Annotated in this window: 27 protein-coding genes; 16 read left to right on the forward strand and 11 right to left on the reverse strand. The window is 45.0% G+C overall.

Annotated elements, in window-relative coordinates; translation table 11 throughout:
* Positions 1-128 precede the first annotated feature (128 nt).
* The 4 genes from ftsH to DX060_RS04305 are packed head-to-tail and all read left to right on the forward strand — an operon-like array spanning position 129 to position 4,834.
* Positions 129-1,949 carry an ATP-dependent zinc metalloprotease FtsH gene (gene ftsH, locus DX060_RS04290; protein ID WP_408938843.1) on the forward strand — a complete coding sequence of 607 codons (1,821 nt, stop codon included), beginning with the start codon at positions 129-131 and terminating at the stop codon, positions 1,947-1,949.
* Positions 1,950-2,552 (forward strand): phosphatidylserine decarboxylase, encoded by a 603-nt coding sequence (locus DX060_RS04295; protein WP_115011314.1) that lies wholly within the window; start codon positions 1,950-1,952, stop codon positions 2,550-2,552.
* Positions 2,549-3,286, forward strand: coding sequence for a CDP-diacylglycerol--serine O-phosphatidyltransferase (pssA, locus tag DX060_RS04300; protein WP_115011315.1), 738 nt, complete (start codon positions 2,549-2,551; stop codon positions 3,284-3,286). Before DX060_RS04295 ends, pssA begins: the two co-directional genes overlap by 4 nt.
* 18 nt (positions 3,287-3,304) lie before the next feature.
* Positions 3,305-4,834, forward strand: coding sequence for a 2-isopropylmalate synthase (locus DX060_RS04305; RefSeq protein ID WP_115011316.1), 1,530 nt, complete (start codon positions 3,305-3,307; stop codon positions 4,832-4,834).
* On the opposite strand, the gene DX060_RS04310 is transcribed toward DX060_RS04305, so the two are convergent.
* The 3 genes from DX060_RS04310 to bioB all read right to left on the reverse strand — a co-directional run bounded on the left by DX060_RS04310 (position 4,831) and on the right by bioB (position 7,360).
* Complete coding sequence (locus DX060_RS04310; protein ID WP_115011317.1) at positions 4,831-5,523, reverse strand: outer membrane beta-barrel protein; 693 nt, start codon at positions 5,521-5,523, stop codon at positions 4,831-4,833. The genes DX060_RS04305 and DX060_RS04310 overlap by 4 nt on opposite strands.
* A gap of 130 nt (positions 5,524-5,653) precedes the next feature.
* Complete coding sequence (locus DX060_RS11915; RefSeq protein ID WP_258552195.1) at positions 5,654-5,779, reverse strand: hypothetical protein; 126 nt, start codon at positions 5,777-5,779, stop codon at positions 5,654-5,656.
* Positions 5,780-6,409: 630 nt separating this feature from the next.
* Entirely contained in the window at positions 6,410-7,360 is a 951-nt protein-coding gene (gene bioB / locus DX060_RS04315; protein WP_115011318.1) for a biotin synthase BioB, read from the reverse strand.
* 130 nt (positions 7,361-7,490) lie between these two features.
* Between bioB and DX060_RS04320 the strand changes: the two genes are divergently transcribed.
* The 7 genes from DX060_RS04320 (at position 7,491) to DX060_RS04350 (ending at position 14,568) form a co-directional block, all read left to right on the forward strand.
* The gene (locus tag DX060_RS04320) at positions 7,491-8,081 is read left to right on the forward strand and encodes a bacteriohemerythrin (protein WP_115011319.1); all 591 of its coding nucleotides are present in this window, start codon (positions 7,491-7,493) and stop codon (positions 8,079-8,081) included.
* An 81-nt stretch (positions 8,082-8,162) separates the two neighbouring features.
* Positions 8,163-8,696 carry an HdeD family acid-resistance protein gene (locus DX060_RS04325; RefSeq protein WP_115011320.1) on the forward strand — a complete coding sequence of 178 codons (534 nt, stop codon included), beginning with the start codon at positions 8,163-8,165 and terminating at the stop codon, positions 8,694-8,696.
* Positions 8,697-8,699: 3 nt separating this feature from the next.
* A complete protein-coding gene (locus DX060_RS04330; protein ID WP_115011321.1) occupies positions 8,700-11,261 on the forward strand; it encodes a PD-(D/E)XK nuclease family protein in 2,562 nt (853 codons plus the stop codon).
* An 82-nt stretch (positions 11,262-11,343) separates the two neighbouring features.
* Positions 11,344-11,835, forward strand: coding sequence for a hypothetical protein (locus tag DX060_RS04335; RefSeq protein ID WP_115011322.1), 492 nt, complete (start codon positions 11,344-11,346; stop codon positions 11,833-11,835).
* Between the two features lie 5 nt (positions 11,836-11,840).
* The gene (gene truA / locus DX060_RS04340; RefSeq protein WP_115011323.1) at positions 11,841-12,593 is read left to right on the forward strand and encodes a tRNA pseudouridine(38-40) synthase TruA; all 753 of its coding nucleotides are present in this window, start codon (positions 11,841-11,843) and stop codon (positions 12,591-12,593) included.
* Positions 12,594-12,685: 92 nt separating this feature from the next.
* Entirely contained in the window at positions 12,686-13,180 is a 495-nt protein-coding gene (locus DX060_RS04345) for a PAS domain-containing protein (protein ID WP_115011324.1), read from the forward strand.
* A complete protein-coding gene (locus DX060_RS04350) occupies positions 13,180-14,568 on the forward strand; it encodes a methyl-accepting chemotaxis protein (RefSeq protein WP_115011325.1) in 1,389 nt (462 codons plus the stop codon). Before DX060_RS04345 ends, DX060_RS04350 begins: the two co-directional genes overlap by 1 nt.
* A gap of 331 nt (positions 14,569-14,899) precedes the next feature.
* Here DX060_RS04350 and DX060_RS04355 read toward each other — a convergent pair whose 3' ends face one another.
* Both DX060_RS04355 and nhaA read right to left on the reverse strand, forming a co-directional pair.
* Positions 14,900-15,754, reverse strand: coding sequence for a DUF5718 family protein (locus DX060_RS04355; protein WP_258552197.1), 855 nt, complete (start codon positions 15,752-15,754; stop codon positions 14,900-14,902).
* A gap of 114 nt (positions 15,755-15,868) precedes the next feature.
* Positions 15,869-17,323 (reverse strand): Na+/H+ antiporter NhaA, encoded by a 1,455-nt coding sequence (gene nhaA / locus DX060_RS04360; RefSeq protein WP_115011326.1) that lies wholly within the window; start codon positions 17,321-17,323, stop codon positions 15,869-15,871.
* Positions 17,324-17,555: 232 nt separating this feature from the next.
* Here nhaA and exbB point away from each other — a divergent pair, with 232 nt between their 5' ends.
* The 3 genes from exbB to DX060_RS04375 are packed head-to-tail and all read left to right on the forward strand — an operon-like array spanning position 17,556 to position 19,069.
* Positions 17,556-18,026: a TonB-system energizer ExbB gene (exbB, locus tag DX060_RS04365; protein WP_115011327.1), complete on the forward strand. Its 471-nt coding sequence runs from the start codon at positions 17,556-17,558 to the stop codon at positions 18,024-18,026.
* Positions 18,016-18,396 (forward strand): TonB system transport protein ExbD, encoded by a 381-nt coding sequence (gene exbD, locus DX060_RS04370; RefSeq protein ID WP_115011328.1) that lies wholly within the window; start codon positions 18,016-18,018, stop codon positions 18,394-18,396. Before exbB ends, exbD begins: the two co-directional genes overlap by 11 nt.
* Entirely contained in the window at positions 18,362-19,069 is a 708-nt protein-coding gene (locus DX060_RS04375) for an energy transducer TonB (protein ID WP_115011329.1), read from the forward strand. The genes exbD and DX060_RS04375 overlap by 35 nt, the downstream gene beginning before the upstream one ends.
* Positions 19,070-19,235: 166 nt before the next feature.
* Here DX060_RS04375 and DX060_RS04380 read toward each other — a convergent pair whose 3' ends face one another.
* The 6 genes from DX060_RS04380 to secG form a co-directional block, all read right to left on the reverse strand.
* Positions 19,236-19,853, reverse strand: coding sequence for an HP0838 family lipoprotein (locus DX060_RS04380; RefSeq protein WP_147278770.1), 618 nt, complete (start codon positions 19,851-19,853; stop codon positions 19,236-19,238).
* A 5-nt stretch (positions 19,854-19,858) separates the two neighbouring features.
* Positions 19,859-20,485: an LPP20 family lipoprotein gene (locus tag DX060_RS04385; protein ID WP_115011331.1), complete on the reverse strand. Its 627-nt coding sequence runs from the start codon at positions 20,483-20,485 to the stop codon at positions 19,859-19,861.
* 85 nt (positions 20,486-20,570) lie between these two features.
* The gene (locus DX060_RS04390) at positions 20,571-21,170 is read right to left on the reverse strand and encodes an RDD family protein (RefSeq protein ID WP_115011332.1); all 600 of its coding nucleotides are present in this window, start codon (positions 21,168-21,170) and stop codon (positions 20,571-20,573) included.
* A gap of 7 nt (positions 21,171-21,177) precedes the next feature.
* Positions 21,178-21,798 carry an orotate phosphoribosyltransferase gene (pyrE, locus tag DX060_RS04395; RefSeq protein WP_115011333.1) on the reverse strand — a complete coding sequence of 207 codons (621 nt, stop codon included), beginning with the start codon at positions 21,796-21,798 and terminating at the stop codon, positions 21,178-21,180.
* Positions 21,798-22,355, reverse strand: coding sequence for a ribosome recycling factor (gene frr, locus DX060_RS04400; protein WP_115011334.1), 558 nt, complete (start codon positions 22,353-22,355; stop codon positions 21,798-21,800). Before frr ends, pyrE begins: the two co-directional genes overlap by 1 nt.
* 24 nt (positions 22,356-22,379) lie before the next feature.
* On the reverse strand, positions 22,380-22,733 hold the full coding sequence (gene secG, locus DX060_RS04405; RefSeq protein ID WP_115011335.1) for a preprotein translocase subunit SecG: 354 nt from the start codon (positions 22,731-22,733) through the stop codon (positions 22,380-22,382).
* A 142-nt stretch (positions 22,734-22,875) separates the two neighbouring features.
* On the opposite strand from secG, the gene DX060_RS04410 reads away from it, so the two are divergent.
* Entirely contained in the window at positions 22,876-24,609 is a 1,734-nt protein-coding gene (locus tag DX060_RS04410; protein WP_115011336.1) for a hypothetical protein, read from the forward strand.
* Between the two features lie 61 nt (positions 24,610-24,670).
* On the forward strand, positions 24,671-25,864 hold the full coding sequence (locus tag DX060_RS04415) for a hypothetical protein (protein ID WP_115011337.1): 1,194 nt from the start codon (positions 24,671-24,673) through the stop codon (positions 25,862-25,864).
* Positions 25,865-25,875 lie beyond the last annotated feature (11 nt).

Raw genomic sequence — 25,875 nt, forward strand, 5'->3', positions numbered from 1 at the left:
TTATAATGCACGATTTATCAAGCTAATGCAAAGAGGAAATAATGACAAACGAGAATCCAAACAACGATAAAAAGCCACCAATGAAGCAAAATCCTATTTTGCTCTTTGTTGTCTTTGCGATTGTGGCAATGCTTGTTGTGAAATTTACAAGCGCAGATTCTGGCTTGGGTGGATTTGGGGCAAGTAGTAGTAGAAATATCGAGTATTACGAGCTTAAGCAGCTCATCGCAACCAAGCAAGTGCAAAATGTCAGTATCGGACAGAGTATCATCAAGGCAAGTGGGATTGACGCAAGCGGGGCGAAAGTCGTGTATGTCGCGCGCAAAGTCGCTGATCCATCGCTTGTGCCGCTATTGGAAGAACATAAGATTAACTATGGTGGCTTTAGTGAGTCGAATTTCTTCACAGAGACACTTGGCTGGCTACTGCCTATTTTTGTGTTTTTGGGCTTATGGATGTTTTTGGCAAGTAGGATGCAAAAGAGTATGGGCGGAGGGATCTTTGGTATGGGGAGTAGCAAGAAGCTTGTCAATGCCGAAAAGCCAAAGGTGAAGTTTGATGATATGGCAGGCAATGAAGAGGCAAAAGAAGAGGTGGTAGAGATTGTAGATTTTCTCAAATACCCTGACCGCTACGCGGCTGTGGGGGCGAAAATCCCCAAAGGCGTGCTGCTTGTAGGACCTCCGGGCACGGGGAAAACACTCCTTGCTAAAGCTGTGGCAGGGGAGGCAAATGTGCCGTTTTTCTCAATGAGTGGGAGTAGTTTTATTGAAATGTTTGTGGGGCTTGGGGCAAGTCGTGTGCGCGATTTGTTTGAAATGGCAAAGAAAGAAGCTCCTAGCATTATCTTTATCGATGAGATTGATGCCATAGGCAAATCCCGCGCTGCTGGGGGAATGATTAGTGGCAACGATGAAAGAGAGCAGACGCTTAACCAACTTTTGGCAGAAATGGATGGCTTTGGTAGCGAAAATGCCCCTGTGATCGTGCTAGCAGCGACCAACCGCCCTGAAGTGCTTGACCCTGCTCTTTTGCGTCCGGGGCGATTTGATCGGCAGGTGCTTGTAGATAAGCCGGATTTCAATGGGCGCGTGCAGATTCTTAAAGTGCATATTAAATCTGTCAAATTAGCACGCGATGTGGATTTAGAGGAGATTGCCAAGCTCACAGCTGGACTAGCAGGGGCAGATCTAGCAAATATCATCAACGAAGCTGCCTTGCTTGCAGGGCGCAATAATCAAAAGCAAGTCTCCCAAGCAAATCTTAAAGAAGCAGTTGAGCGAGGGATCGCTGGGCTAGAGAAAAAATCGCGCAGAATCTCCCCCAAGGAGAAAAAGATTGTCGCCTACCACGAGAGCGGACACGCGCTAGTAGCGGAGATGACAAAGGGTGCTTCTAAGGTAAATAAAGTCTCTATAATCCCACGCGGTATGGCAGCTCTTGGCTATACGCTCAATACCCCAGAGGAAAATAAATACCTTATGCAAAAGCACGAATTACTTGCAGAAGTTGATGTCTTGCTTGGAGGTAGGGCGGCTGAAGATGTGTTTTTAGGTGAGATTTCTACCGGGGCTAGCAACGATCTAGAACGCGCTACTGATATATTAAAAGCGATGATTAGCTACTATGGAATGACAGATGAAAATGGACTTATGGTGCTAGAGAAGCAGCGCAACGCGTTTTTAGGCGGGGGTATAGGTAATGCTAGAGAATTTAGCGAGAAGACAGCTGAATATGTCGATAGCTTTGTGCGCAGGACACTTGATGAGCGGTTTAAAGCTGTAAAGCAGCTTTTGCAAGACTACAATGGTGCGATAGAATCTATGGTCAAAGAGCTTTTTGACAAAGAAGTCATAGATGGCGAGAAAGTGCGCGAGATCATTGAGATATATGAGCAAGAAAACAATATGCCATCACGCATCATCAAGGAGCAAGAAGAGGAGGCATAGATGAGTGGTATCCAAATCATTACAAGAGAGTCGTTTTTTGGTATTGTGTGGTTTGTTTTGTGGATAGTGTTTTGCCAGATTGTGGATTTTTCTTTAGGGATTTTACTTGGTGTGGTGCTACTGCTTGCTTGGTTATGGGCATTTAGAAATCCAGAGCGCACCTCCCTTGATAGAGGTGATGATATAGTGCTAGCACCCATTGATGGGACAATCAGTAATATCGAGCAGTGTGAAGATGCTGTGCGCCTTAGCATTGATGTATCGTTTTTTGATGTGGGACTTGTGCGCTCCCCCCAAGAAGCCCAGAGTATTACATTGCAGAAGAGATCGGGGCTTGTGGCGTATTTTTCTCCGTTGCACAAAGAGCTTAATGAAGCAATGCACGCAAACATTCAGGGCAAAATGTCTTGCAAAATTTCTCTCTATCCCAAAGTATTTAAAAATACAAGATTCTACGCGCCAATAGCCTATCGCTTAGGCGAGAGAATGGGCTTTATGAAGCTTGGCACACTTGTCTTAGAGCTACCAAAATCTGTGGAGATACGCGCGCATATTGGCGATAAGTTAAGGGGCGGTGTCAATGTGCTAGGATATATGAAATGAATATCAATCCTTTGTATGCTTTGCCTAATTTTTTTACCGCGGGGAGCATATTTTTTGGCATTGTGAGTATTATGCTTGCATCAAACTCGCTGTTTGAGCAAGCAGCGTGGCTCATCGTGGCGTCTATGATTTTTGATGGGCTTGATGGACGCGTAGCACGGCTTACAAATACCCAGAGTAAATTTGGCGTGGAGTTTGACTCTTTGGCAGATATTGTGGCATTTGGCGTAGCCCCTGCTATGCTTGTGTATTATTATCTCCCTACAACAGGGGCAAACTACGGGCTTGAAGGGATTTATGGTTTGTATCGTGTCTTTGTCTGTGCGCTGTTTGTGATATTTGGTGCGATTCGACTTGCTAGGTTTAATATCACCACCTCAAATACCGAGCCAAATACCTTTATCGGCTTGCCTATCCCATCGGCAGCGGTGATCGTGGTGCTGTGGATTCTAGTAGATCTGCGCTACAATCTTCTCGCGCCTCATTATGGCTATGTGCTGCTTGTCATTGCTTTTGTGGTTAGTATCCTTATGGTGAGCAATATCCGCTATCCAAGTTTTAAGAAAATTACTTGGAATCTAAAAGTATTTGTCATAATGCTCATAGCCATCGCGGCGATTATTAGCTCTAAATTCTATGTGGAAGTGCTATGTGCGCTTATGAGTGCGTATGTGCTGTATGGGATTATTCGGTGGTGTTTTTTGCTTGGCAAAATGATGATAAAGCGAGTGTAGATCGCGGTATAAGGATAAATGATGCTAGATGACATTGTGATTTTTGATACGACATTGCGAGATGGTGAGCAAAGCCCCGGGGCTTCTATGAATATAGAGGAAAAAATCAAAATCGCCTTGCAGCTTGAAAAGCTTGGAGTTGATGTGATTGAAGCAGGGTTTGCGGCTTCTAGCAAAGGGGATTTTGAAGCTATCTCTAGGATCGCTGAAGTGCTGGAACGCACGAAAATCTGCTCCCTAGCGCGTGCTATCCCTAGCGATATTGAGCAAGCAGCAAAAGCTACGCAAAAAGCAAAGCACCGTAGAATCCATACCTTTATCGCTACAAGCCCGATCCATATGCAGTATAAGCTCAAGCTCTCTCCTAGTCAGGTGATACAAAAGGCGGTTGAAGCCGTGCGATATGCTAAGAGCTTGTGCGATGATGTGGAGTTTAGCTGTGAAGATGCTTTGCGCAGTGATATGGGGTTTTTGCGCGAGATTATCCCAGCTGTGATTGAAGCAGGTGCTAGCACGATCAATCTCCCTGATACCGTGGGGTATCGCTTGCCTGCAGAAATTGGGGCATTTATCACTGAAGTGCATAGCTTTGTGCAAGATTCCGCGCTGCTTTCTATGCATTGCCATAATGACTTGGGGCTAGCGGTGGCAAATTCTATCGCCGCTATTAACGCTGGTGTTAGGCAAGTAGAATGCACGATCAATGGGCTTGGCGAGCGCGCGGGCAATACGGCATTAGAAGAGCTTGTGATGATTATCAAAACACGCAAGGAGCTTTTTGCCATTGATACACATATCAATACAAAAGAGATTTACCCCACAAGCAAGCTTGTCGCTGATATTACAGGGATCTGTCCCCAGCCCAATAAAGCAATCGTGGGCAAAAATGCCTTTGCCCACGAGAGTGGCATACACCAAGATGGTGTGCTAAAGCACAGAGAGACCTATGAGATCATATCCCCAAGCGATATAGGTATGCCAGAATCCACAAATCTCGTGCTAGGTAAGCATTCTGGGCGCGCTGCCTTTAAGGATAAAATCGCAAGTCTTGGCTTTAGTCTTAGTGATGATGAGCTGCAAGCAGCGTTTGTGCGTTTTAAGCATTTATGCGATAGTAAAAAGGAAGTATTTGATGATGATATTCGCGCGATTATCGGTGAGGAGACCACACATATCCCACAGATTTTCACACTCTCTTTGGTGCAAGTAAGTGTCTGCTCTAATGCCAAATATTGCGCGGCGGTGAGTATTATCCGTGATGGGATAGAGCTAAGTGATTCTGCGCTTGGCAATGGCGCGGTGGATTGTGTGCTAAAGAGTATTGATAGGGTTAGTGGGATCGCAGGCACGCTAAAAGACTATAAAGTCGAGTCTGTTACAAGTGGCAAAGATGCGCTGGCAAAGGTGGTTGTCAAAGCAGAGTTTTCATCTGCGCATAGGGCAGTCATTGGACACGGCATTGATGTAGATACAATGAGTGCTACGGCAAAGGCGTATATCTCTGCACTCAATAGTTATCTATCAATGCGCGATTTGATGAATGGCTAGAATTTAAACCCATATTCTAGTGAGACAACGCCTGTTGGGCTAAAGTGCGATGCTCTGCGTGCTGGCAAGAAGCGGTAGATGAGATTGACTCGATTATGCTTGCCTAGCATAGCGGTAATGCCTGCTTGCATATACACTTCTCCGGCTTTTTTCATTCTGCTCCATCGATTGTAGTCCTGCTTGTCATAGTAGAGATACGCATCAGCTCCAATCCCCAAAATCCCCCCTAAAAACGCACTATGATCTCTAGAGATAGGGAACTCTGCTATGGCATCAAGCCCTAGAGAAATCATAGTTAGCATACCAGAATGCTTGCCAAACCCCATATCAAACCCAAAAGATCCGCGCACCCCTATGTATTGATTAAAAAAGCTTATCGTGCCTATGCGTAGCCCAAATGAAGGGATAGGGATAATATTATCATACGGGCTAGCGATGTCGTTGTTAATGCTAATGCCATCATTGCCGGTGTTGCCATTAAGCAGGCTTACTCCAGCCCCAACGCCGATGTATTTACCACTTTTTTGGCGGCTTATGGCGGTGCGATTTGTGATAGCTTGACATAGATCATCACAGGCTACTTGATCTATGGCGGGTTTTTGTTGTTTAGCAAGTGCCAAGCCAAATAGGCACGCATACACCATAAGCACCAAAGGTGTGCGTATGATGAGAGTTGTGAGTTGTGCCATATTGATAAGCCTTGCGATAAATGGCGTGATTTTAACACAAGATGTCTTAAGGCATATCAATGCCCATAGCAATGCTAGATTCTAAGCAGGCGCAATAAGCATAGCGACCAAAGCACAAGCAAAGGACACTCTAGAATCCACTTTTGATTATGGATTGCCACACTCGCTCGCAATGACAAGAAAAGTGGATTCTAGGGGTAGGCGATCCAGTCTTGGGCGAGCAATTCACGCCATTGAAAAAATTTAGGGCAGTCACTATCGCCAAGATAGCTCCTACCCTAAATTTTTCCAAAGCACGCAAAGCCCCACCGCAATCCTTAGAATCGTGCGGCAGTAAAGCAGGCTTTGTAAAGCAAACCAAGCTTTTTGAAGTAAAACAGGCTTTGTGAAAACACCTTTTATTGTCATTGCGAGCGGTGCAAGCACCGCTCGCAATGACAATAAAAGCTTGAAAAATTAAACAACTCACAGGCGGTAGGATTACAAAAAATGGATTCTAGGATTAAGTAAAAAATGCAAAACGCCAAAAATGTAAAACGAGGATTCTAGGGGTGGGGTGGATTTTTCATCTGCTTGTTTTCTTCTCCTAGGACTCTAAGATTTTTGCTTTGGGATTCTAGGATTGTGGAGCTAGAATCGTGGTTTTTCAAAGCGAGCGAGTGAGATAAGACTAGAGGTCTATCGAGCGAGCGGGCTGATGAAATCCGCGATTCTAGCCCGCAAGCTGAATCCCTCTTAGCAAAAGTGGATTCTAGGCAAACGCTTTTCCCGTCATCGCGAGCCTTGCACTAGCGGCGTGGCGATCCACAGCACAAAATGGATTCTAATCCAAAGACACAAAGCCTAGAATCTAGTTTGCTGCTAGGGTGATGATTGTGGTTAGGGATTATGCTTTCATTTCTAAAAATGGCTCTTTTTGGAGATTGAGCTTGCTAAACAATACTTCATCGCTTGTAGGGGCAGCGTTGCTTGTGGTAAGCAATTTATCACCATAAAAGACAGAATTCGCCCCGGCAAAAAAGCACAAAGCTTGCAGCTCTTCACTCATCGCCTTTCTCCCAGCAGATAAGCGGATATAAGAAGTTGGCATAAGGATTCTAGCAAGGGCTATTGTGCGCACGAAGTCAAATTTATCCACTTCAGGGGCTTCACTTAGCGGCGTGCCCGGGATTTTTACAAGCTGATTGATAGGCACGGATTCTGGTGGGGTGGGGAGATTGGCAAGCAACAAGAGCATATTGATCCTATCATCATTGCTTTCGCCCATACCCAAGATCCCACCTACACAGATTTTAAGCCCTGCATCGCGCACATTAGCGATAGTATCAAGCCGATCTTCAAAGGTGCGCGTAGAAATCACTTGCCCGTAATGCTCTTTTGAAGTATCGATATTGTGATTATAAAAATCTAGCCCTGCGTCTTTAAGCTTTAGGGCATTGTCTTTAGAGAGAAGCCCCAGCGTTACACAAGTCTCTAGCCCTAGCTTTTTGACTTCTTTTATACTTTCACAAATCTCTTCTAGCTCCTTTTCACTAGGGCTACGCCCAGAAGCCCCCATACAAAACCTAGAGCTCCCAGCGTCTTTTGCCTGTTTGGCTAGGGCGAGAATGCTGTTTTTATCGAGCATTTTTTGTGGCTTTGTGCCTGTGGCATAATGCGCGCTTTGTGCGCAGTAGCTGCAGTTTTCTGTGCAGGATCCGGTTTTGATACTAAGCAGGGTGCTTGTTTGGATTGTGTTTGGACAGAAGTGCTTGGTATGCACGCTATGGGCTTTGGCAAGTAGCTCCATAAAGGGCTGATAGAAGATTTCTTTGGCTTCTTCAAAAGTGTAGGACATCACTGCTCCTTAAACTAGCAAGTAAAATCGCGCATTATAGCGAAGTTTTAGGTTTTTGCTTGTTGGGGGTTTTACTTGATTGATTTTGTGTTTTATTTAGTATAATTAGCAAAAATGCTTAGGGGTTGTGATGTTTATTCCGGAGTGGGATGATCAGTATAGTGTCCATAATGGACACATTGATAAGCAGCATCAGCAGCTTTTCAAGCTTGCTAAACAAGCGGCGATACTTATCCATAAACAAGTGGATTCTAGTGAGATCAAAGCGATTTTGATGGAGCTTTTTGACTATATGAAATTCCACTTCCGCGATGAAGAAGCCTATATGGAGCAAATCGGCTACCCAAATCTCCCCGCACACAGAGAAATACACAAGGATATGATCGAGCGCGTAACAGATCTTATCCAAAATATCAAATACGACTTCAAGCAAAAGCTTGCCATAATCACGCGCGATTGGCTGGTTGAGCATATTATGAAAGAAGATATGAAAATCGAGCGGTGGTATGAGGAGTATAAAAATTCGCAGTTGCTTGAAGGCGGTGCGCAAGAAGACGCCATATCGCAGGCAAAAATGGAGATCGGGCATTTTTATAAATGCGATTGTAGGGATTCGTTTCGGGTGCTTGAGACTATCCATCAAAAGATTCTAAGTGGGCAGACTTATCACTGCAAAAAGTGCAATGCCAAAATCTCCTTTGTCCAAGATATGCAGTTGTAGGGGGTGTGCAGCTAGGGTGTGCTAGATTCTAGGCATTTAGGTAGAATCTAGACAATTTATCTCATTGAAGAAAGGATACAAATGCAAGTGTTTGGCTCAATTATTTGGGTGCTTTTTAGCGTGATGATTATTGTTGGTGGCGTGGTAGGGTGCTTCACGCCTTTAGAGGTTGTAGCAAGCTTGGCATTTTTGCTACCGATATTTTTGTGCGTAGGTGGTGTGGCAGATATTTTATACTATTTTCGTGTGAGAGAGTTTGCCGGGGCTAGGGCATTGCTCTTTTCTGGGATTTTTAATCTCCTATTAGCGATTATTTTCTTTAGTATGGGAGTAGAATCCACTTCTGCTACGATTGTGTATTTTGTCGCGTTTTTAGCGATGTTTCGTGGGATGCTGGCATTTGTCTATGCGTTTGATCTTAGGCAGCTCCACACGGGTGCATTTTGGGTGGTGCTATTGCTTGGTGTGCTAAATATTGCCGTTGCGATGATTTTCATAGCATTCCCAGCCATTGGTGGGATCACCATAGGGATTATGGTGTCTTTGTTTATCGTGCTTTTTGGTATCGCATCTTTACTTGGATGGTGGAGTGCGCGCACGCTTTTTCGACCATAGGTGATGCATACGCTAGATTCTAGGCTCTTTGTCTTTTCGACACAAAGGGCTATAACGAGTTTTTATGCCAGCCAGCAAGAGGGGCTTATGCCTAAGGCTATGGGGATTGATGAGCTATTTTCTCGCGCATTTTTTACCCCTAGCAAAAGCGCGGCTTCTACGCATATTTATAGGATTTTACTGCATACGATTTTGCGCACCTTACTAGATCAAAGACCTGCGCTTACAAAGCTGCTTGTCTTTGAGCAAAGCTTCTTAGGATATTTGCAAGGGAGTGAGTTTCTCCTGCCATTTTTCCGCGAGATCGCACGGCACAAAGTTGCGATGAGTGAGATCCCTTTGCGCGATATTTATGCGGATTATGAAGAGCATTTGGCGATTTTGGAGGAGATTTATACGCGCTTTGTGGCTAGGCTTGATGAGCTAGGCTTAGAGCGGCTTGATGATAAGCAAGAAGTGATTAAGGAATTTGTCCAAGGATTTAGCCAGATAGAAATCTATCTTGATGGGCTATTAAACCCCATTGAGCAAGACAAGCTCTATGCCCTAAGTGCCTATACTCCGCTATATATTCACATTGACACAGATAGCTATAATTATGCGTATTTTCGGTGGTTGTATGCAGAGATAGAGCCGGGGTTTAGCTATACGATTATTTTGGATTCTAGGGAGGTGGATTCTAAGGGGGCTGATTGTAGAAAAGTGGATTCTAGTGGCGTGGCTATGGGATCTACCCCCAGCACTACACTTGCACGCAAGCACGCCCTGCCTGATCCCAAGCAGATTCATATCCACGCATTATATTTTGAGCTACGCATAGCTCAATGTAGCTTTGTGCTAGAGAAAGTGCGCGAGCTGCTGGCAAGTGGCGTTAGTGGCGATGAGATCATTATCATCACGCCAGATGAGAGCTTTAGCGAGTATTTTGCCCTGCTAGATTCTGCGCATAATCTCAACTACGCTATGGGGAGGGATCTGCTCTCATCGCCCAAAATCCGCGCGTGGTGTGATGAGCTGCGCTCTGTGCTAGAAGCGATCACGCAGCGACCAAATGCGATGAGTGATTTGGCATTTGTAGAATCCATTTTTACTTATATTTTTACCCAAGCAAACGCCAAGGCAAACACCCAAACAAGCCTAGATCCTACCAATGCCCCTATTTATCAAGCGCATTCTAGTTTAGATTCTAGCCATATCGCACTCCTTGATACTCTGCCGCCTTGTCCGCTTACTACACGCTTGCAGGCAAAGATTCTGGGGATTATAGGGGATTATTTGCGTGTGGAGAGTGCGCTAGAAGAGTTTGGCTATGGGCAGCTTTTGGAGCTGCTTTTCTTGCGCATACAGGAGCTAGGCGTTGATGATGTCTTTGGCGGGAAAGTCCGTGTTATGGGGGTTTTGGAGACTAGGGGGATTGCGTGTGATTATGTGATTATGGTGGATTGCAATAGTAGCTTTCTGCCTAGGATCAAAGAGAGCGATGTGTTTTTAAACACCGCCATTAGAGAAAAGCTACAAATGCCCACTTTGCAAGATAGAGAAAACCTCCAAAAGCATTATTACTACCAGCTTTTTATGCGTGCGCGTAAAGGTGTGTTTGTAACTTTCACGCACAATGAAGAAGCCAGAGAATCTAGCCTACTCAATGAGCTAGAGCTACAAGGTGTGTCTATCACGCGCGATAATGGCGATAATCTCTATGCGCTTTTTGCTGTGAATGAGCCTAAGCCCTATGTAGAAGAAGAGATTGTGGCAAAAGTGGGGGATTTTGTCTTTTCGCCTACAAGCTTGGCGGTATTTGCAGAGTGCAAGCGCAAGTTTTACTGCCGCTATATCGCTAGGCTTAAAGAGCCAGAGCCACTAGAATCCACTTTTGACTCCCTAGCATTGGGCGAGCTTGTGCATAAGGCTCTTGAGCATTCCTATGGTGCGCGCGTGGGTGTGGCGTGTGATAAAGCGTGTATGCAGATGATTGAGCAAGAGTGTCAGGAGTATTTGCGCACGCAGCTTCAGCATACCCAAACGCAAGGCTTTAGCTATGAGCTAATCCGCCAAGATTTGCGCGGGTTTTGGCAGCTAGAAAGGAGACTTGCTGGGAGTGGATTTTTTGTTTTGGCGTGTGAGCAGGGGTTTATCTCAAGTGTTGCGATTGATTCTAAGCAGTATAAAATCACAGGCAAAATCGATCGCATAGATAAGCTAGCAGATGGCAAGTGGCGCGTGATTGACTACAAGCTCTCTAAGCCTAGCAAAGCAAGCAGAGATAAGCACTTATTGCAGCTAGCATTCTACCGCTTGGCGTTAGAGTCTAGCGCGCTTGTCTTTAGTGATACTAGTGCGCTTGCTGGCACAAAGCCCGCACGCATAGAATCTATGGTCTATTATCTCAAAGACGCAAAGCCGCAAAAAGACCGCGCACTTCTCTTATCTCAAGAAGACTTTCACGCCCAAAAGGAGCGCATTATAGAGCTGTTTAAGCAAACAAGTGGCGAAGTGTGCTTTGAAAAGACACAAGATACGACAAGCTGTGTGCATTGTGCGTATGCAGATATGTGCAATCGCTAGAATCTAGATTTGCCATATTTATCAGGCGTATATTATTTTGTGTTATAGTGGCGACTTTTATTTACTTACAAAGGAGAAAGCTATGAAAAGATTAGTAGCATTGGCATTGTTGTGTGGGCTTGTGTCATCAAGCTTTGCGATTGGTATAGGGAAGTTTAAGATCAACCCAGAAGCAGGTGTAAGCTATGGTATGGCTACACCGAGCAAGACAAGCGATCTAGGTGGCTATGCTAGAATCTGGCTTGGTGGCAATGGCTTCACAGTCGCGCCTATGGTGAAGTATAACTATATCTTTGGAGTAGATGAGCAAAAAGGCTTTGCTAATATCCAAGCAGGCGGACTTATGGGGTATAGGATCTTCCGCTTTACGCCATATATCGGGGCGAGCTACTCTGGGTTTAAAGATGCTGGCTATGCAGATACGACCGCGCTAAATTATGGGATTTACTTTGATATTCCTATCTTGCCATTAAGCATTGGTATTGATGCAAGCTGGCAAAAGCCTAAAATCCTTGGCACAGATGTCCGCCAATCACAGCACCAAGTCGCTTTGACTTTAGGACTTATCTTCTAAGATTTATGAAATACTTCGCGCTAAAGATCGCTTATAATGGAGCGAGCTTTAGTGGGTTTGCCCCCCAGCGCACGGCGGGCATACAAAGCGTGAGTGAGACACTAGAATCCACTTTATTAACACTCGATATTGATTCTCCTGTGATTGGCGCAGGGCGCACGGATAAGGGCGTGCATTCTCTAGGTATGGTCGTGCGCATTTGTGCTAAAGACTGCTGGGATAGTGGGCGACTTTGTGAGATTCTAGCCCCAAAGCTCTATCCCCACATCAAGCTTCGCGCAGTATGGGAGGTGGATTCTAGCTTCCACCCGCGATTTAGTGCCCGTGCTAGATCATATCTCTATGTGTTTAGTCCGCATTCTATGCTGCCATTTTTCACACCCTTTATCGCAAGAGAGTCGCTAGGGGATTATCGTGCCTTGCAAGAGTGCTTAAGGCTTTGCGTGGGGGAGCATAATTTCGCGCTTTTTTCAAAGACAGGCTCAAGCCCAAAATCCACCATACGCACCATTTATAGCACGCACCTAAGTCCTAGAATCTATGCAGGGCAGCAGTGCTATGTCGTGCGTATCGTGGGGAATGCCTTTTTGCGTGCGCAGGTGCGACTGCTGCTTGGAGCGTGCCTTGCTGTATCTAAAGGCATCATCACTAAAGATGATTTTCTAGCCCAGCGCGATGCAGTGCGCCGCCACTACTCTATCCCAGCAAGCCCACAGGGGCTATATTTTGGCAAAGTTTGGTATGGCGGGAGATTCTAGGTGATTTTCTATACACATTGTTATTGTGAGTTGGATACAATTTTACGCCATTTTTACAAGGCAAGAAGCAATCATACACATAAGGAATAATAATGATAGACCTAGGCTTAGAGCTACATACAGATACGCTCATCACTTCAAAGACAAACCTAAAAAGTGCCATTACTTACTGCAATCACGACTTCTACACTTATAGTGGCTTTTGCGAAGATGAGGTGCTAGGCAAGCCTCACAACATCGTCCGCCATAGAGATATGCCAAAGGCAGTGTTTAAGCTACTTTGGGAGTATATCAAGCAGGGCAAAGAGGTCTTTGCCTTTGTGAAAAACCGCACCAAAGATAATTCGCACTATTGGGTGTTTGCTAATGTTACGCCATCAATTGATATAAACAAAAACATCGTAGGCTACTACTCTGTGCGCAGGAAGCCAAATCCTCGTGCGCTTGAAAGCATTGAGCCACTCTATCGCGCTATGGTAGAAGCTGAGAGAAATGGCTCCATAGAATCTAGCATAGCGATTTTAGAAGCCGCCTTAGCAGGAAAAGAGTATAATGAATTTATCTTTGAGCTACAAAGGGGTGCGTGATGAATGCAAAAACAATCAATATCGCTCTTATTGCTTTAAGTGTGCTTGGGGTGGGGCTAGGTATCGCGCTAGATTCTATCTGGTATGCGTGTGTCGCGCTTGTGCTTGTGGGCATTGGTGCGGTGCTTGCTCTTGTGCTAGGTCGCAAAGATGAGTATTTGCTCAAATCACTTTTGCAAGTGAGCAAGCAATATGCAGATGGGAAGTTTGAGGGGCGCATAGTGCATATTAGGGGCAATACCCCTGTGGCACACATTTGTGAGAATCTCAATAACCTTATCGATCACTTAGAAGCGTTTTTGCGCGAGGTGCAAACAGCTATCGCCTGCTCGCAAAAGGGCGAGTATTATCGCCACGCTTTGAGTGGTGGGCTTGATGGGACATTTGCCCAAAATATCCAAGGTATCAATCACGCCCTAACACAAATCGAGCAAAACGCCAAAGAGAGTGTGAAAAATGCCCTAAGCAAAAATCTAATGAATCTCAGCCTCTCTCATCAAACCAGAGATTTAAGCGAAATCGCCAATGGGCTAAATCAAGATATATCCTATATGAAAAAAGTGGATTCTAATATCCAAGAAATCAGCAACTCTTCTAAAGAGAGCAAGCAAGACATCATTGTCCTAACGCAGTCAATCAACAATCTTTTAGAATTGATCGAAGCTAACAATAGCTCTGTGGAGAGCTTTGCAGAAAAGTCCAAAGACATTGGCAATGTAGTTGGGATCATTTCAGACATCGCCGATCAAACAAATCTCCTAGCCCTAAATGCCGCTATCGAAGCCGCAAGAGCAGGGGAGCACGGACGGGGCTTTGCCGTGGTGGCAGATGAGGTAAGAAAGCTCGCGGAGAAAACCCAGCAAGCTACAAACCAAATCTCTGTCTCTATCCAAACAATGCAGCAAGAAATGGAGACAATCCAAAGCGGAAGCGAGCGAGTCTCGCAAATCGCGCAAGATTCAGAATCTAAAATCACAGAATTTAACGAAGTGTTTAGCAGGGTTGATGAGAGTAGCTCATCGCTTGATAGTATTTTTGCCAAGCTTGCGGAGGGCTTGATTTTATCCGTGGCAAAGCTTGATCACATTTCTTTCAAGACGCGTGTATATGACTCGCTCAATACCCAAGCCCCAATGGACTTAGACTCTGCCCAGCCTATCTCTAGGCTTATCAATGATGAGAGCGTGGTAGATAGACTATACAAAAACTGCCCGCAAAGTGAGTGCGAGATGATCACAGATAAGATCTTGCACCACGCAAGCGATGCGATCACGCGTATCACAGAGCCTATCACGATCGATTCTTCTAGTGCTATTATCGATAATGTCAAGGCACTTGAAGAGACCTCTGATGAGCTTTTGCACTACTTAGAGAAGCCTAACGCCTAGAATCCACTTTTGCACTAGAATCCACTTTTTGTGATTATGTGTTTTTATGGATCGCCACGACTTCCTAGCGGAAGTCTCGCAATGACGGAAAAGGGCTTTAATGTCAAAAGTGGATTCTGGGGGGGTTGATGAAAGGGGCGATTTTGGGCGTGATTTTGTGGATCGCCCGCTTTGCTAGCGCGTGGCTTACGATGAGAAAATAATTTCGCTCGCAATGATAATGGCGTGCTAGAGATTCTAGTCTTTCTGCCTTTTGGGCGTTTTCTTAGAATCCACTTTTAATCTGTCTCCGCGCCAAAGAGCAGAGTCCCGCGCGATTGGGGCTTGAAGCCTAGGCGTGTCTTTGCACGCGTTGGTATAGCGCAGATATGTGGGGGTCAAGGGATTTGGAAGCGACTAGGGCTTGGATCTGCTCATAGGTGTGGGTGTTGTGGTTAAAGACTACAATGGCGATTTCATCATTTTCTTGTAGGAAGTAGTTTTCGTATTGTGGCATATAGCGCGTAGCTCCCACAGAGATGATGGCTTGCCGCGGATAGTGTGAGCGCGCCAAGATGTCTTGTAGATTTTCTAGCACGCTTAGGTCTTTTTGCGTATTGAGCTTGCAAGCGATCCAATCTGTAAGCGTGCGATAAAAATAGCTATATGAGCAGAGTGTGCTGCACTCGCCATAAGGCTCAAGCTCTGCGCCTTGCTTGCGGATAAATGATGCGAGTGAATACTGCTGGCAGACTCCAGATTTTGTAAAGTTATCAATGCATAGCTTCCTGCCAAGTCCTTTAGAGCCTAGGGAGAAATTTTTCTTTTGGGAGAGTTTGGTGGCGTTTGGGTCGTTGCGCACGGAAGTGTCATTGCACGCCATAAAAAATCTAGGCTCTACGGCTATGACTTTTGATGAATCACCTTCATAAATGATCTCACACTCCAAGGCGACTTCTGGCTCTGCTTGTATGCGCAAAGTAGAATCTTGCGGCAGGATAATAGCTTCATCATTGAAGCAAAATCGCCCCAAAATCCCAGAATCTTGCGGCACATAGAAAGGGAACATTCCCTTAGGGGCATTCTCATCATCACATATAATGCAAGCAAAATCCTTTGCCTCTCCTGCTTGCTCTAGGTGATTGGCAAAGTTCCCAGCTAGCCCCAAGCCAATCATATTCTTTAGCATTTGTGCATTTGCTTGCATAGATGTCCTTTTTGTAAAATTACGCGATTCTAGCCAACTTTATGCAAAAGAGTTATAAATTTACGCAGATTTTACAAGAGAGTATCCAAAACTACACACCAAATGCGCGGGTAGCTAAGGGGATTTGGTCTCTGGCTTTGCCCTTGTGCTAAGCCAGAGCATAGCGATCCCAAGCAATAATGCCAATGATGAAGCATATAAAATCGCAAGCTTAGAGACCATAACAGCCTCTCTGCCGTATTCGAGATTGATATATGCGATATTTGCGACAAAAATCGACATCGTAAAGCCAATCCCCGCAAGTGTGCCTACGGCAAACACTTGTGTGAAGCTAAGTGTAGGGGGCTTTGTGGCGATTTTGAGCTTGACTCCAAGATAGGCAAAGGCAAAAATCCCTAGCGGCTTGCCTACCACAAGCCCCACAACCGTGCCTAAAAATATCGCATCAATATTAAGATTGACACTAGAATCTATCTGCACGCCTGCATTGATGAAGGCAAACAAAGGCACGATGAAATACGAGCAAAGCGGGTGCAAGACACTCTGTAAGCGCAAAAGTGGATTCTGGGCTTGCAAGGAGTAGCGCGAGATAGAGTCTAGAATCTGCACGCGCTTGCTTTGCTCTTGCAAGTCAAATTGTCTTCTAGGGCTATTATCGATAAAAAAGCGCGTGAGACTCTCCCAGATCCCGCGTAGGCTAAATTTGGCGTGCTCTATGCTGGTCTCAAAGAAATTTCTCCCACTTTGCACCATTGTATAAATCCCCTCTAGCTCCTTTTTAAGATTTAGCAAGCAAGTATCAGAGACATTGGATCGCCCCGGGATACAAAATGCCAAAATCACCGCTGCCACAGTGGCATGCACGCCACTATTAAAGACTGCGATCCATAAGCCCACCCCAAGTAGCAAAAAGATCGGGAGCTTGTAGGTGTCCTTGTGGTTGATATACACAAGTAGGGCAAATATCGCCCCTGCCACAAGTAGCCAGCCGATATGCAGAGTGCTTGTATAAAACAGCACGATAACTAAAATCGCCCCCAAATCATCAACAACTGCCAAAGTTACCAAAAACACCTTGCAGCTTAGCGGCACTCTCTTGCCTAGAAACAAAATCGCCCCTAGCGCAAATGCCGTATCTGTGCTCATTGCCACACCAAAGCCATTGGCACTTGGGGTGCCGTGGTTGAAGAAGAGATAAATCCCTATAGGCACGATGATCCCGCCAATGGCAGCAAGCATTGGGAAAATGATCTTTTTAAACCCAGCAAGCTCGCCATAGAGGATCTCGCGCTTCATCTCAAGCCCCATCATTAAGAAAAATAAGCTCATCGCTACATCATTGACAAAATGCTCCATACTCATTCCTGTGTGATAAGGACCCAAAAACGCGCCTAGCTCAAGCTCTTTTAGCGCGAAATACAGCACAGAGAATTTGGAATTTGCCACAAGCATAGCAAACACCACGCAGAAAAACAGCAGCACGCCGCTGAAAGATTCGTGGCTGATAAAGGCATTAAGATTTTGCTTTAAGCGGTCTTTGTTGTAGTCTTTGGATACTTGTGATCTCATTGCAATGCTCGTGTATGGAGTGGTAGCGTTCGGGACTTAGGGCTGGCTAGCGTGATGGCTAGGGCATAATCACAAGGCGCGATTATATACTAAAATCCGCGCTTTGTGGTGGGTTTGTTGTTTTATCTTATTTTTATTAAACACATATTACTATCACACTAAAATAAAAATGATTCTTAGATTCTAGGAAATATGGGAATCTAGCTGACATTTAGCTTGCAAGGGGTTGGGTATGGATTTTCTGCGAGAAAATATTGATTTTATCGTGTTTGCGGTGCTTGGGGCGATGAGCTTTTTTGCCTTGTGGTTTAGTGTTGAGCGGATTATTTTCTATGCGCGTGTTGATGTAGGTGTCTTTGCAAGTCTTGATGCGCTAGAAGAATCTCTTAGCAAAAATCTCACTGCTTTATATATCATCTATTCAAATGCCCCTTATGTCGGGCTGCTTGGGACGGTGTGTGGGATAATGATTACATTTTATGATATGGGTATGAGCGGCGGAATGGATGCTAAGACAATTATGGTGGGGCTTTCACTCGCGCTAAAAGCAACCGCACTTGGGCTGTGCGTGGCTATCCCTACGCTTATGGTTTATAATATTCTCTTGCGCCGTTGTGATGTGCTAAGCAACCGCTACAAAGCGCAAAAATCACAATCCACTGCACAATATAGAAAAGAGAGAAAGGATAGCGATGAAGCCTAGGCGTGCGGAGGGGCTAAATATCGTGCCTTTTATCGATGTGATGCTTGTTTTGCTAGCTATTGTGCTAAGTGTCTCGACATTTATCGCTCAAGGTAAAATCCCCATCAATCTCCCCCAAGCCGACAATGTCGAAAAAAAGGCAGATGATAAGGTCGTGCAGATTCTTATTAACGCGGACAATCATATCTATATCGATGATAAGGAGCTAGATTCTAGTGCGTTGCGCGAGGCGATCAATGCTATTGATAATGCAACGATGATTGAGGTCAAAAGCGACAAAGACGCGAGGTTTGAAAGCTTTGTGCAAATCATTAGTATTATTAAGGACAAAGGGCATGAGAATTTTTCCATCACTGCACAAACACCTTAAAACCCCATCGTTTATAGGCTTTGCAATCTCACTTGGCGTGCATTTGCTTGGTTTGTCGTGGGTTGTGGGGGTGTTTAGCCAAGATACAATCGCTCAAGTAGGGAGCGCACCGATCACAATGAGCCTAGCAAGTATTAACACAAATGCCCCGCAAAAGACCTACTCTAAGCCCACAAAGCCCAAGCACGCACAAAATCAGCACCATAAGCAAAAGCATAAGACAAAGCACCCAATCCCAACTCAAGAGATCCTGCAAGACCAAGAGCAAAGACACGACTCGCCACTAGAATCCAAGCAGACTACGCATAAAGATGGCGAGGAGATACAAGAGAGCGCGTCTAATCAAGACTCCCAAGGCTCTACACAAGAGCTTTTAGCGCATAATGAGGGCATAAGCGATGAGTTTTATGCCAAGGTGCAAGCTGCCATAGCACGCAAGCACGATTATCCACAGCTCGCTAGAATCCGCGGTATGCAAGGCACTGTGGTCGTGGAGTTTTGCCTAAAGCCTGATGGGAGTCTTGAAGGACTGCGGGTCGTGCGTTCCAATACAGGAGATATTTTAAATAAGCAAGCAATACAGACGATCCAAGCAGCGCATAAGTCTTTCCCCAAGCCAAGCAAGATTGTTTTACTAAGTATTCCTATCAATTATGGCTTAATCGATCGCTAATTGACTAGAATCTAGTTTTGAGCGATCGTGTGTGTAGTGAGAAAGCCCTAGAATCTAGCTTGTGCTATGGAGCTTTGATTTGATCTGTGCGGTTGGGGTGGTGATAAAAGTGGATTCTAGGCAGGGGTAAAAGATAGCAAAAGATTGTTGGGAGATGTTGGGCTTGTTAGGCTTCTTCTTCTAGCTCTTTTGGCACTCTTGGCTCTTGGTATTTGTGCAATGACACAATCACACCATTGCTCATATTTTTAAACAGCACGCCATCTTTTGTGCGCCGATAGTAGATGATCTCGCCATTTTTTTGAAATCGCTGCACCAACGCGCCATCTCTCTCGATGACTTTTCCCACTCCACCAAAAATATCGCGCTGGAAAAATATATCATCAAACAAATCCCCATAACTCACCTTGCCGAAAAACTCCTTAGCCACAGGCCACTTGCGTGCGCAGTCCTTTAGAATGCAGATTCTGCGTTTATTGACTTCTAGTGTCCCAATGGTTTTGCCCCCAGCAAAAAGCTCGATAAAAATCTCTTGCTTTTTATTGACAGCAAATGTCGCATAGTCATAGTAGTTAAAAATACGGGATTTTATGTATAGCACGCGCTTGCCGGTAGCCTTTTTGGGCGCGTTTTCTTGCTTTTGTTGATTGTATTGAGAGAGAGCGTCCTTGCTTACGGGTTTGTCAGAAAAGAGATCTAAGACCCCCAAGTTTGCGCAGCCGCCCACAAAGATAGGCAATAGGGCAAGCAGCGCAATGCCACATAGAGATGCAAGAGATTTCACGCTAGTTATCGCCCACCAAGCGCGCGATACCACACGCGACCATCAAGTTTAAGCTCCATTGTTACTTGGCATAATCCAGACTTACAATCGACATTCACGACATCTGCACCACGCACGAGAGCTTGGACTTTGGATTTTACCGTTGAGCTTGTGATCGCCATATTTTCCACTGTGTCTTGACCATTTAATTTCACGCCATACATTTTTTCACCAAGGAGCTTATAGGCATCAATCATTGCTGCGCGTTTGGCTAGGGCTGTTGATTGCGCTGGGGATATGGAGTTTTGCGGTGCGACTCCTGTGCCTGTTACTTGTAGCTCAATCACATTGCTTGGGGTTAGATTTGGATTGTTTTGGATGATAGGCTCACTACCCCCTTTTGATGGAGCGATGTCATCATCTTCTTCTACCATAGGGTTACTGCCAATGATAGGTCCCGGATTTGCCAAGGGTGGATTGATCATTGGGGGATTGACACCACCAAAGCTTGGATTTTCAATGCCTGTTGGGTGAAAATCAGCACTTGGCGGAGTGAGCCCAACACCCTCTTGTGTCCCAACGCACGCGACAAGGCTTAGGGCTGTAATTGTCGCAACTGACATCATCTTGATTCTCTGTGTGATACTTGTCATCAAACATCCTTTTTTTGAAAGTTAGTAAGCATAAAGCAAAATATGTGCCAACTTCGTGGATCTTCCTAATGGATTCTCCATATGGCTATGCTTTTGGGGCATTTGGCATAGGCGTATCTCTATCGATTAGCTTTGTTTTGAGCCAGCGATCGTGTAGGCATTGGCGGCTTTGGGATACAAATGGCGCGACAAATCCAACCACAATCGCACAAGTAAATGCCCACACAAACACACGCACAAAAGCACGCATAAAACCAACTTGCCTATGCGGGGATTGTGTAGATTCTGGTGTGTAGCTTGTATCCACAAGTTGCAAGCATACATAGCGCAGCCCCGGTGTCTGCCCACTTTTAGCGATAAATAGCGCGCAAATGCTTGCATAGGAGACAAAGCATACAAAAATCGCAAGCTGACTATCTCTAAAGCCTTGCGCACCGCCTAGAATCCAATACGCACAATACAAAATAGGTGTATAAATCATAAACATATCAACAAGCAATGCCTTGAGCCTACGGACTAAAAATATCTCTCTAGCTATGGCAGAGAGAGTGTGTGTGCGGACATTTGGCGTATTGACACTTTTATGCTGTTTTTTTATCGTGCGGAAGCGCGGCTTTTTTGATGTAGATTTGCTTAGTGGCGTAGAGCTTGGTGGTGCGGATTTGCTTGGCGATTTGCTTGGCATAGTAGGGCTAATTTCCCCTAGAGCCGGGCTTTATGGCTTTGTGGTTTTGCGCACAAAGTGGGCAGTCTTTGGGATCATACATTGTGAAGATGAAATCCTCTAAGGCAAAGAGCGGGATAGAATCTGGCAGGCGACACTCGGGCTTTTTGCTTGTCTGCTCTCCATTTGCACGCACGCAAAATCCGCGATTAGCAAGCCCAGCATACGCCACTACCTCTGCTCCAAGAAACTCCACACACCGCGCGGATTCTAGTGCAGAGCCGCCTGTGGTGATGATGTCTTCGCATATAATGACCTTTTCGCCCATTCTTACATCAAATCCACGCCGCAGCTGCATTGCCCCATCGACTCGCTCTGTGAAAATAAACCGCACGCCAAGTGCTCGCGCAAGCTCATAGCCTGCTAGAATCCCCCCAAGCGCAGGGGAGCAAATGGTATCTGCTTGTATGCCAGCAGCTATGATTTGTGCTGCTAATGCACAGCCTAGCTGGCTAGCGATTTGTGGATTTTCAAGCACTTTGGCGGATTGGAGATAGTGGGTGGAGTGATTCCCACTGCTTAGGAGAAAATGCCCTTCTAAAAGGGCGTTTGCATCTTTGTAGATTTGTTCGATATTAAGTGCTTGCATTAGATTTTCATAACCTCTTCTTCTTTGTGTTTGACCATTTCATCAATCTTTTTGACAAACTCATCGGTGAGCTTTTGCACATCATCTTGAGCTTTTTTGCTAATGTCTTCGGTGATTTGCTTATCTTTTTCAAGCTTTTTGATGTGGTTGTTGCCATCTTGGCGGATATTGCGCACAGCGATTTTTGCCTTTTCGCCCATAGCCTTTGCCTCTTTGGCGATGTCTTTGCGCTGCTCTTGGGTCATCGGTGGGAAAAATAGCTTGATACATTCGCTATCAGAATTTGGATTGACACCGATATTGGCTTCTTGGATCGCTTTTTCTATATCTTTTAGCAAAGACTTTTCCCACGGCGTGATGACAATGGTGCTTGCATCTTGGGCGATGACAGAGCCTACTTGATTGAGTGGGGTGGGGGTGTCATAATAACTCACACGGATATTATCAAGCACGCTTACAGATACCTTGCCACTGCGCAAGGTGCTAAAATCTTTACGCAAAGATTCTAGGGATTTTTCCATATAGGATTTAGTATGAGTCATAATCTCTTGTGTCATTGTTTGTCCTTTGATGATAGGGTGCTATTGCTCTGGCTGGGTTAGCGTGCCTTGCAAGGGTTGATTAAGCCCAGAGTCTAGTGGCGCATTTAATGGGGCATTAAGCGGTGCGGATTCTACCGATTTAGCTGTGTCAAATACACTCTTTTGCCTTTGGGTGTTAAGCTGATAGCCTAGGAAAATCGTATTTGCTAGAAATAGCAGTGCTAGGATAATGGTAAATTTCGCCAGAAAGCTTGCTGGTCCTTTAGCCCCAAAGAGCGATTCATTACTCCCGCTATATGCCCCAAGCCCAAGCGAGCTTGATTTTTGTAGTAGCACGACACCAACAATGGCAAGTGCTAAGAGAATCTCAATTGTGATAAAAAGCACGCTCATAATAACTCCTGCTTAAGAATGCTTGAAAATTAAAGGCGCAATTCTACCATAAATATACGCAAGTCAAACAATGCCTACAACAAACATTTGCTATAATCGCGCTTTTGTTTATCTCAAATAAGTGTTTATAAAGGATAGTGCAATGCTACACCACACCGCAACTTCGTATAAAACGGGGGGGGGGGGGGCAAAGAATTTAGATTCTAGCTCATCTCCTGTCGCTACTTTTGTATTTTTCGCTTTTTTATGCTGCTATGCGTTTATCGTGTTTTACGATAGTGCCTTTGCTGTGATTGATGACCACACGCTGATACAAACGCTTCTTATAGGGCAAAATATCCCGCTAACTCATCACATTATCCCAGAAATTGGCAGATTTTACCCACTAGATGGGCAGGATCTCAATGTCTTAAGCGCGATTTTTGGTGCTTCTGCTTCTGTGTTTTATGGCTTTAATGCCCTTTGTGTGCTAGTGGTGGGATTGTGCCTTAGCTATGCTATCGCCACGCTTTTGCCCTTCATTGCCCCACACACCAAAGCCCCTAAAACAATCGCCTACATACTCGTGGCTTTGCTTTTGCTCACACCGGCATTTTGTGGCTCGTGGTTTCGGCTTTTTGTGCCTGAACGAATGGAGTTTGTGTTTTTAAGCATTGTGCTTGCAAGCTATGCTTTTGTCGCAAACAATAGGGGCGTGCTAAGTGTGATTGTGCTTATTATAGGTGCGCTTAGTGCGATGATCGCTTGCTTTTATAAAGAAACGGCTTTTATCTTAATTGGTAGCTTTGCTTTCACGCACTTGCTGCTAACTTTTCTCAACAAGCATTCTGTCAATCATCGCGCCTTGCCAAACCGCAAGCTTATGGTCTTTGATGTGCTACTACTATGTGCTTGTGTGGTATGGGTGGTAGCGTATTATGTCTTTGTTATCGCGCAGAAAACTACTAGCGGTAGATATGGCGATACACTGCATAATCCGCTTATAGTCTTTGCTAAAAATCTTTTCACTTACATTATGAATGAGCCGTTTTTGTTCGTGCTTGTGCCGCTGCTATGTTTCTACCGAGTGTTTGTGATTGTGCGCACTTATAGAGCAAGCCCTAAAAGCACGCCATTTATACCAATACTGGATTCTAGTCTTTGTGCGTGTGCGGCATTTATGGGGGCGTATTTGGTGCTTAATATCTCTAGCGCGCATTATCCGCTTCCGGGCTATATTTTTGGGCTTGTGGCATTAAGTGCTATCTCTGCTTTATGGACGCATTTAAGTGGCTTTGTGCGCAAGGTTTTTGCAGTGGTGATCGCGCTTTGTGTGGGGATTTTTGTAAGCAACTCACTTTTTTACTCCGCTCATACAATTGCCCACTACAAAGCCTCTGGGCAAAATCTCCAATCCACTCTAGCATTTTTCTCTAGCCAAAATAAGCCTGTTAGCATAATGCTTGAAGGCGTGGATTGCACATTGATAGAAAAAAGCGAAGTGTGCTATAGCTTTGAAAAATGGCTTGAATATGCTGGAGTCAAAGCGACTATTGTCCCTGATAGAGATATGTATAATCCATTGCGCAAGAGCCTAGAATCCACTTTTGAAAAAGTGGATTCTAGCCAAAGCGACAGCACAAAAGCCGCGCCACAGCCGCAATACCTAATCCTAACGCCTTATAGCAGTAATTTTGTCAATAGTGAGTATATCGCGCATTTAGATTCTACCTACAAGCGCATATACCACGCAGATTTTGGGCTAAATCTTGGCTTTGTAGGCATAAAAACACTGATAAAATATGCCTTAGCAAAAGACTCTAGCAATCTTGTCTTTTCAGGCAATATCTGGAATCTACCTGCGCATTTTTATGTCTATGAGCTACCGCAGAAGTAGCTGATTGGTTTAAGAAAACTTTAGCTATAATCCGCGCTTATTTTGACAAAAAGGAAATGTGATGAAGAACTTCGTAGGTTTTAAGAGTGTGGCTCTAGGCTCACTGCTAGCCCTTAGTGCTGCAAATGCGGTGGATATCAATGTAAGCACTTATGGCAAGCTCGGTGCGCTAGGCTCCATTGACTTTAGCGGCGGCGGCAAGCATTTTGCTGGTGTGTTGGCAAATGCTGGGGCGGATTTCTCGCTGACAAATGGCTTCCGCTGGGGGCTTGGGGCAATTGGTGCTTGGACACCTTATGATAGCGATAGTAAGGCGAAGCCTTATGGGAGTGCTGGCGATGCTTCAGAAGCTTACATTGGGTATAAAAACCGCTTGATTTCTTTCTATGCTGGGCGATTTAAAAACGACTTTATGAAGTTTGATTGGCTACAAGGCAATGTGCAAGGGCTTTCACTGCGCTTTACAACCTATGAAGATAAAATGGTCTATTGGCTTACTTATGCCAACTCCTATCTCTACAATGGCAAGCAGCACAACTATTTGCAAGGTGATAGGATCGCAGGTGATCTCTCAAGCCTAACTGCCTATATGAATGGCACAAGCAAAAACCCTCTTTTTGGCAAAGGTGAGTTAGTCGCTGGGGGTGTGGATTTTACTTATAAGGGCTTTTTGCTTAAGCCTTTCGTGCTTTTCCACAGCGGTGCTGGCACAGCAAACGCACTCTTACTGCAAGGTGGTTTGAAAGCTGGCTATGCCTTTGACTTCAAGGGCTTAGAGGGGACCACAGTGCTACAAGGTATGTTTCAATACTGGGACCGCCCAAAAGACTCTATCTCTGGGCTTGTATGGGGGGATCAGTCATTCCGCTATAAGAAGCAGTTTCTCTTTGGTGCGGGGATCGTGGGTGTGCTAGGTGGAGCAGGAAGCCATATCTACGCGCTTAGTGATTCTTCTAAATTCTATGGTAGAAGCTTTGCTGGCTCAAGTGCCAATATCGCGCCATATTTCGCTAATGGCTCATTCTATGGCTATGTGTTTGGTGGATTTGACTTTAAGTGGGTGCGACTTGATGCGATGGCAGCATTTGGGACATATCAAGAATACTCTCTTATGTCGAATTTCCATGTATGGCAGCAGAAAAATATGGGGCTTGACCTTGGTGTAGGCTACGCGTATATCAAAAATAACATCACAGGCAGCAGCTCAAACTTCAGCGACAATGCACTAAAAGTGTTTGCTAAATTCTCTTACTAATACTTAGGGGC

The organism is Helicobacter canis, assembly GCF_900451095.1.
Lineage (GTDB): Bacteria > Campylobacterota > Campylobacteria > Campylobacterales > Helicobacteraceae > Helicobacter_B > Helicobacter_B zhangjianzhongii.

What these genes read in the sequence shown, in the direction of transcription:
- ftsH (WP_408938843.1), top strand. Translation starts at nt 129, where the DNA reads ATGCTTGTTGTGAAATTTACAAGCGCAGATTCTGGCTTGGGTGGATTT.
- bioB (WP_115011318.1), bottom strand. Translation starts at nt 7,360, where the DNA reads ATGTCCTACACTTTTGAAGAAGCCAAAGAAATCTTCTATCAGCCCTTT.
- DX060_RS04310 (WP_115011317.1), bottom strand. Translation starts at nt 5,523, where the DNA reads ATGGCACAACTCACAACTCTCATCATACGCACACCTTTGGTGCTTATG.
- truA (WP_115011323.1), top strand. Translation starts at nt 11,841, where the DNA reads ATGAAATACTTCGCGCTAAAGATCGCTTATAATGGAGCGAGCTTTAGT.
- DX060_RS04415 (WP_115011337.1), top strand. Translation starts at nt 24,671, where the DNA reads ATGAAGAACTTCGTAGGTTTTAAGAGTGTGGCTCTAGGCTCACTGCTA.
- nhaA (WP_115011326.1), bottom strand. Translation starts at nt 17,323, where the DNA reads ATGAGATCACAAGTATCCAAAGACTACAACAAAGACCGCTTAAAGCAA.
- DX060_RS04305 (WP_115011316.1), top strand. Translation starts at nt 3,305, where the DNA reads ATGATGCTAGATGACATTGTGATTTTTGATACGACATTGCGAGATGGT.
- secG (WP_115011335.1), bottom strand. Translation starts at nt 22,733, where the DNA reads ATGAGCGTGCTTTTTATCACAATTGAGATTCTCTTAGCACTTGCCATT.
- DX060_RS04345 (WP_115011324.1), top strand. Translation starts at nt 12,686, where the DNA reads ATGATAGACCTAGGCTTAGAGCTACATACAGATACGCTCATCACTTCA.
- exbD (WP_115011328.1), top strand. Translation starts at nt 18,016, where the DNA reads ATGAAGCCTAGGCGTGCGGAGGGGCTAAATATCGTGCCTTTTATCGAT.
- DX060_RS04335 (WP_115011322.1), top strand. Translation starts at nt 11,344, where the DNA reads ATGAAAAGATTAGTAGCATTGGCATTGTTGTGTGGGCTTGTGTCATCA.
- exbB (WP_115011327.1), top strand. Translation starts at nt 17,556, where the DNA reads ATGGATTTTCTGCGAGAAAATATTGATTTTATCGTGTTTGCGGTGCTT.
- DX060_RS04295 (WP_115011314.1), top strand. Translation starts at nt 1,950, where the DNA reads ATGAGTGGTATCCAAATCATTACAAGAGAGTCGTTTTTTGGTATTGTG.
- DX060_RS04355 (WP_258552197.1), bottom strand. Translation starts at nt 15,754, where the DNA reads ATGCAAGCAAATGCACAAATGCTAAAGAATATGATTGGCTTGGGGCTA.
- DX060_RS04320 (WP_115011319.1), top strand. Translation starts at nt 7,491, where the DNA reads ATGTTTATTCCGGAGTGGGATGATCAGTATAGTGTCCATAATGGACAC.
- DX060_RS04385 (WP_115011331.1), bottom strand. Translation starts at nt 20,485, where the DNA reads ATGACAAGTATCACACAGAGAATCAAGATGATGTCAGTTGCGACAATT.
- DX060_RS04375 (WP_115011329.1), top strand. Translation starts at nt 18,362, where the DNA reads ATGAGAATTTTTCCATCACTGCACAAACACCTTAAAACCCCATCGTTT.
- pyrE (WP_115011333.1), bottom strand. Translation starts at nt 21,798, where the DNA reads ATGCAAGCACTTAATATCGAACAAATCTACAAAGATGCAAACGCCCTT.
- pssA (WP_115011315.1), top strand. Translation starts at nt 2,549, where the DNA reads ATGAATATCAATCCTTTGTATGCTTTGCCTAATTTTTTTACCGCGGGG.
- DX060_RS04390 (WP_115011332.1), bottom strand. Translation starts at nt 21,170, where the DNA reads ATGCCAAGCAAATCGCCAAGCAAATCCGCACCACCAAGCTCTACGCCA.
- DX060_RS04350 (WP_115011325.1), top strand. Translation starts at nt 13,180, where the DNA reads ATGAATGCAAAAACAATCAATATCGCTCTTATTGCTTTAAGTGTGCTT.
- frr (WP_115011334.1), bottom strand. Translation starts at nt 22,355, where the DNA reads ATGACACAAGAGATTATGACTCATACTAAATCCTATATGGAAAAATCC.
- DX060_RS04330 (WP_115011321.1), top strand. Translation starts at nt 8,700, where the DNA reads ATGCATACGCTAGATTCTAGGCTCTTTGTCTTTTCGACACAAAGGGCT.
- DX060_RS04325 (WP_115011320.1), top strand. Translation starts at nt 8,163, where the DNA reads ATGCAAGTGTTTGGCTCAATTATTTGGGTGCTTTTTAGCGTGATGATT.
- DX060_RS04410 (WP_115011336.1), top strand. Translation starts at nt 22,876, where the DNA reads ATGCTACACCACACCGCAACTTCGTATAAAACGGGGGGGGGGGGGGCA.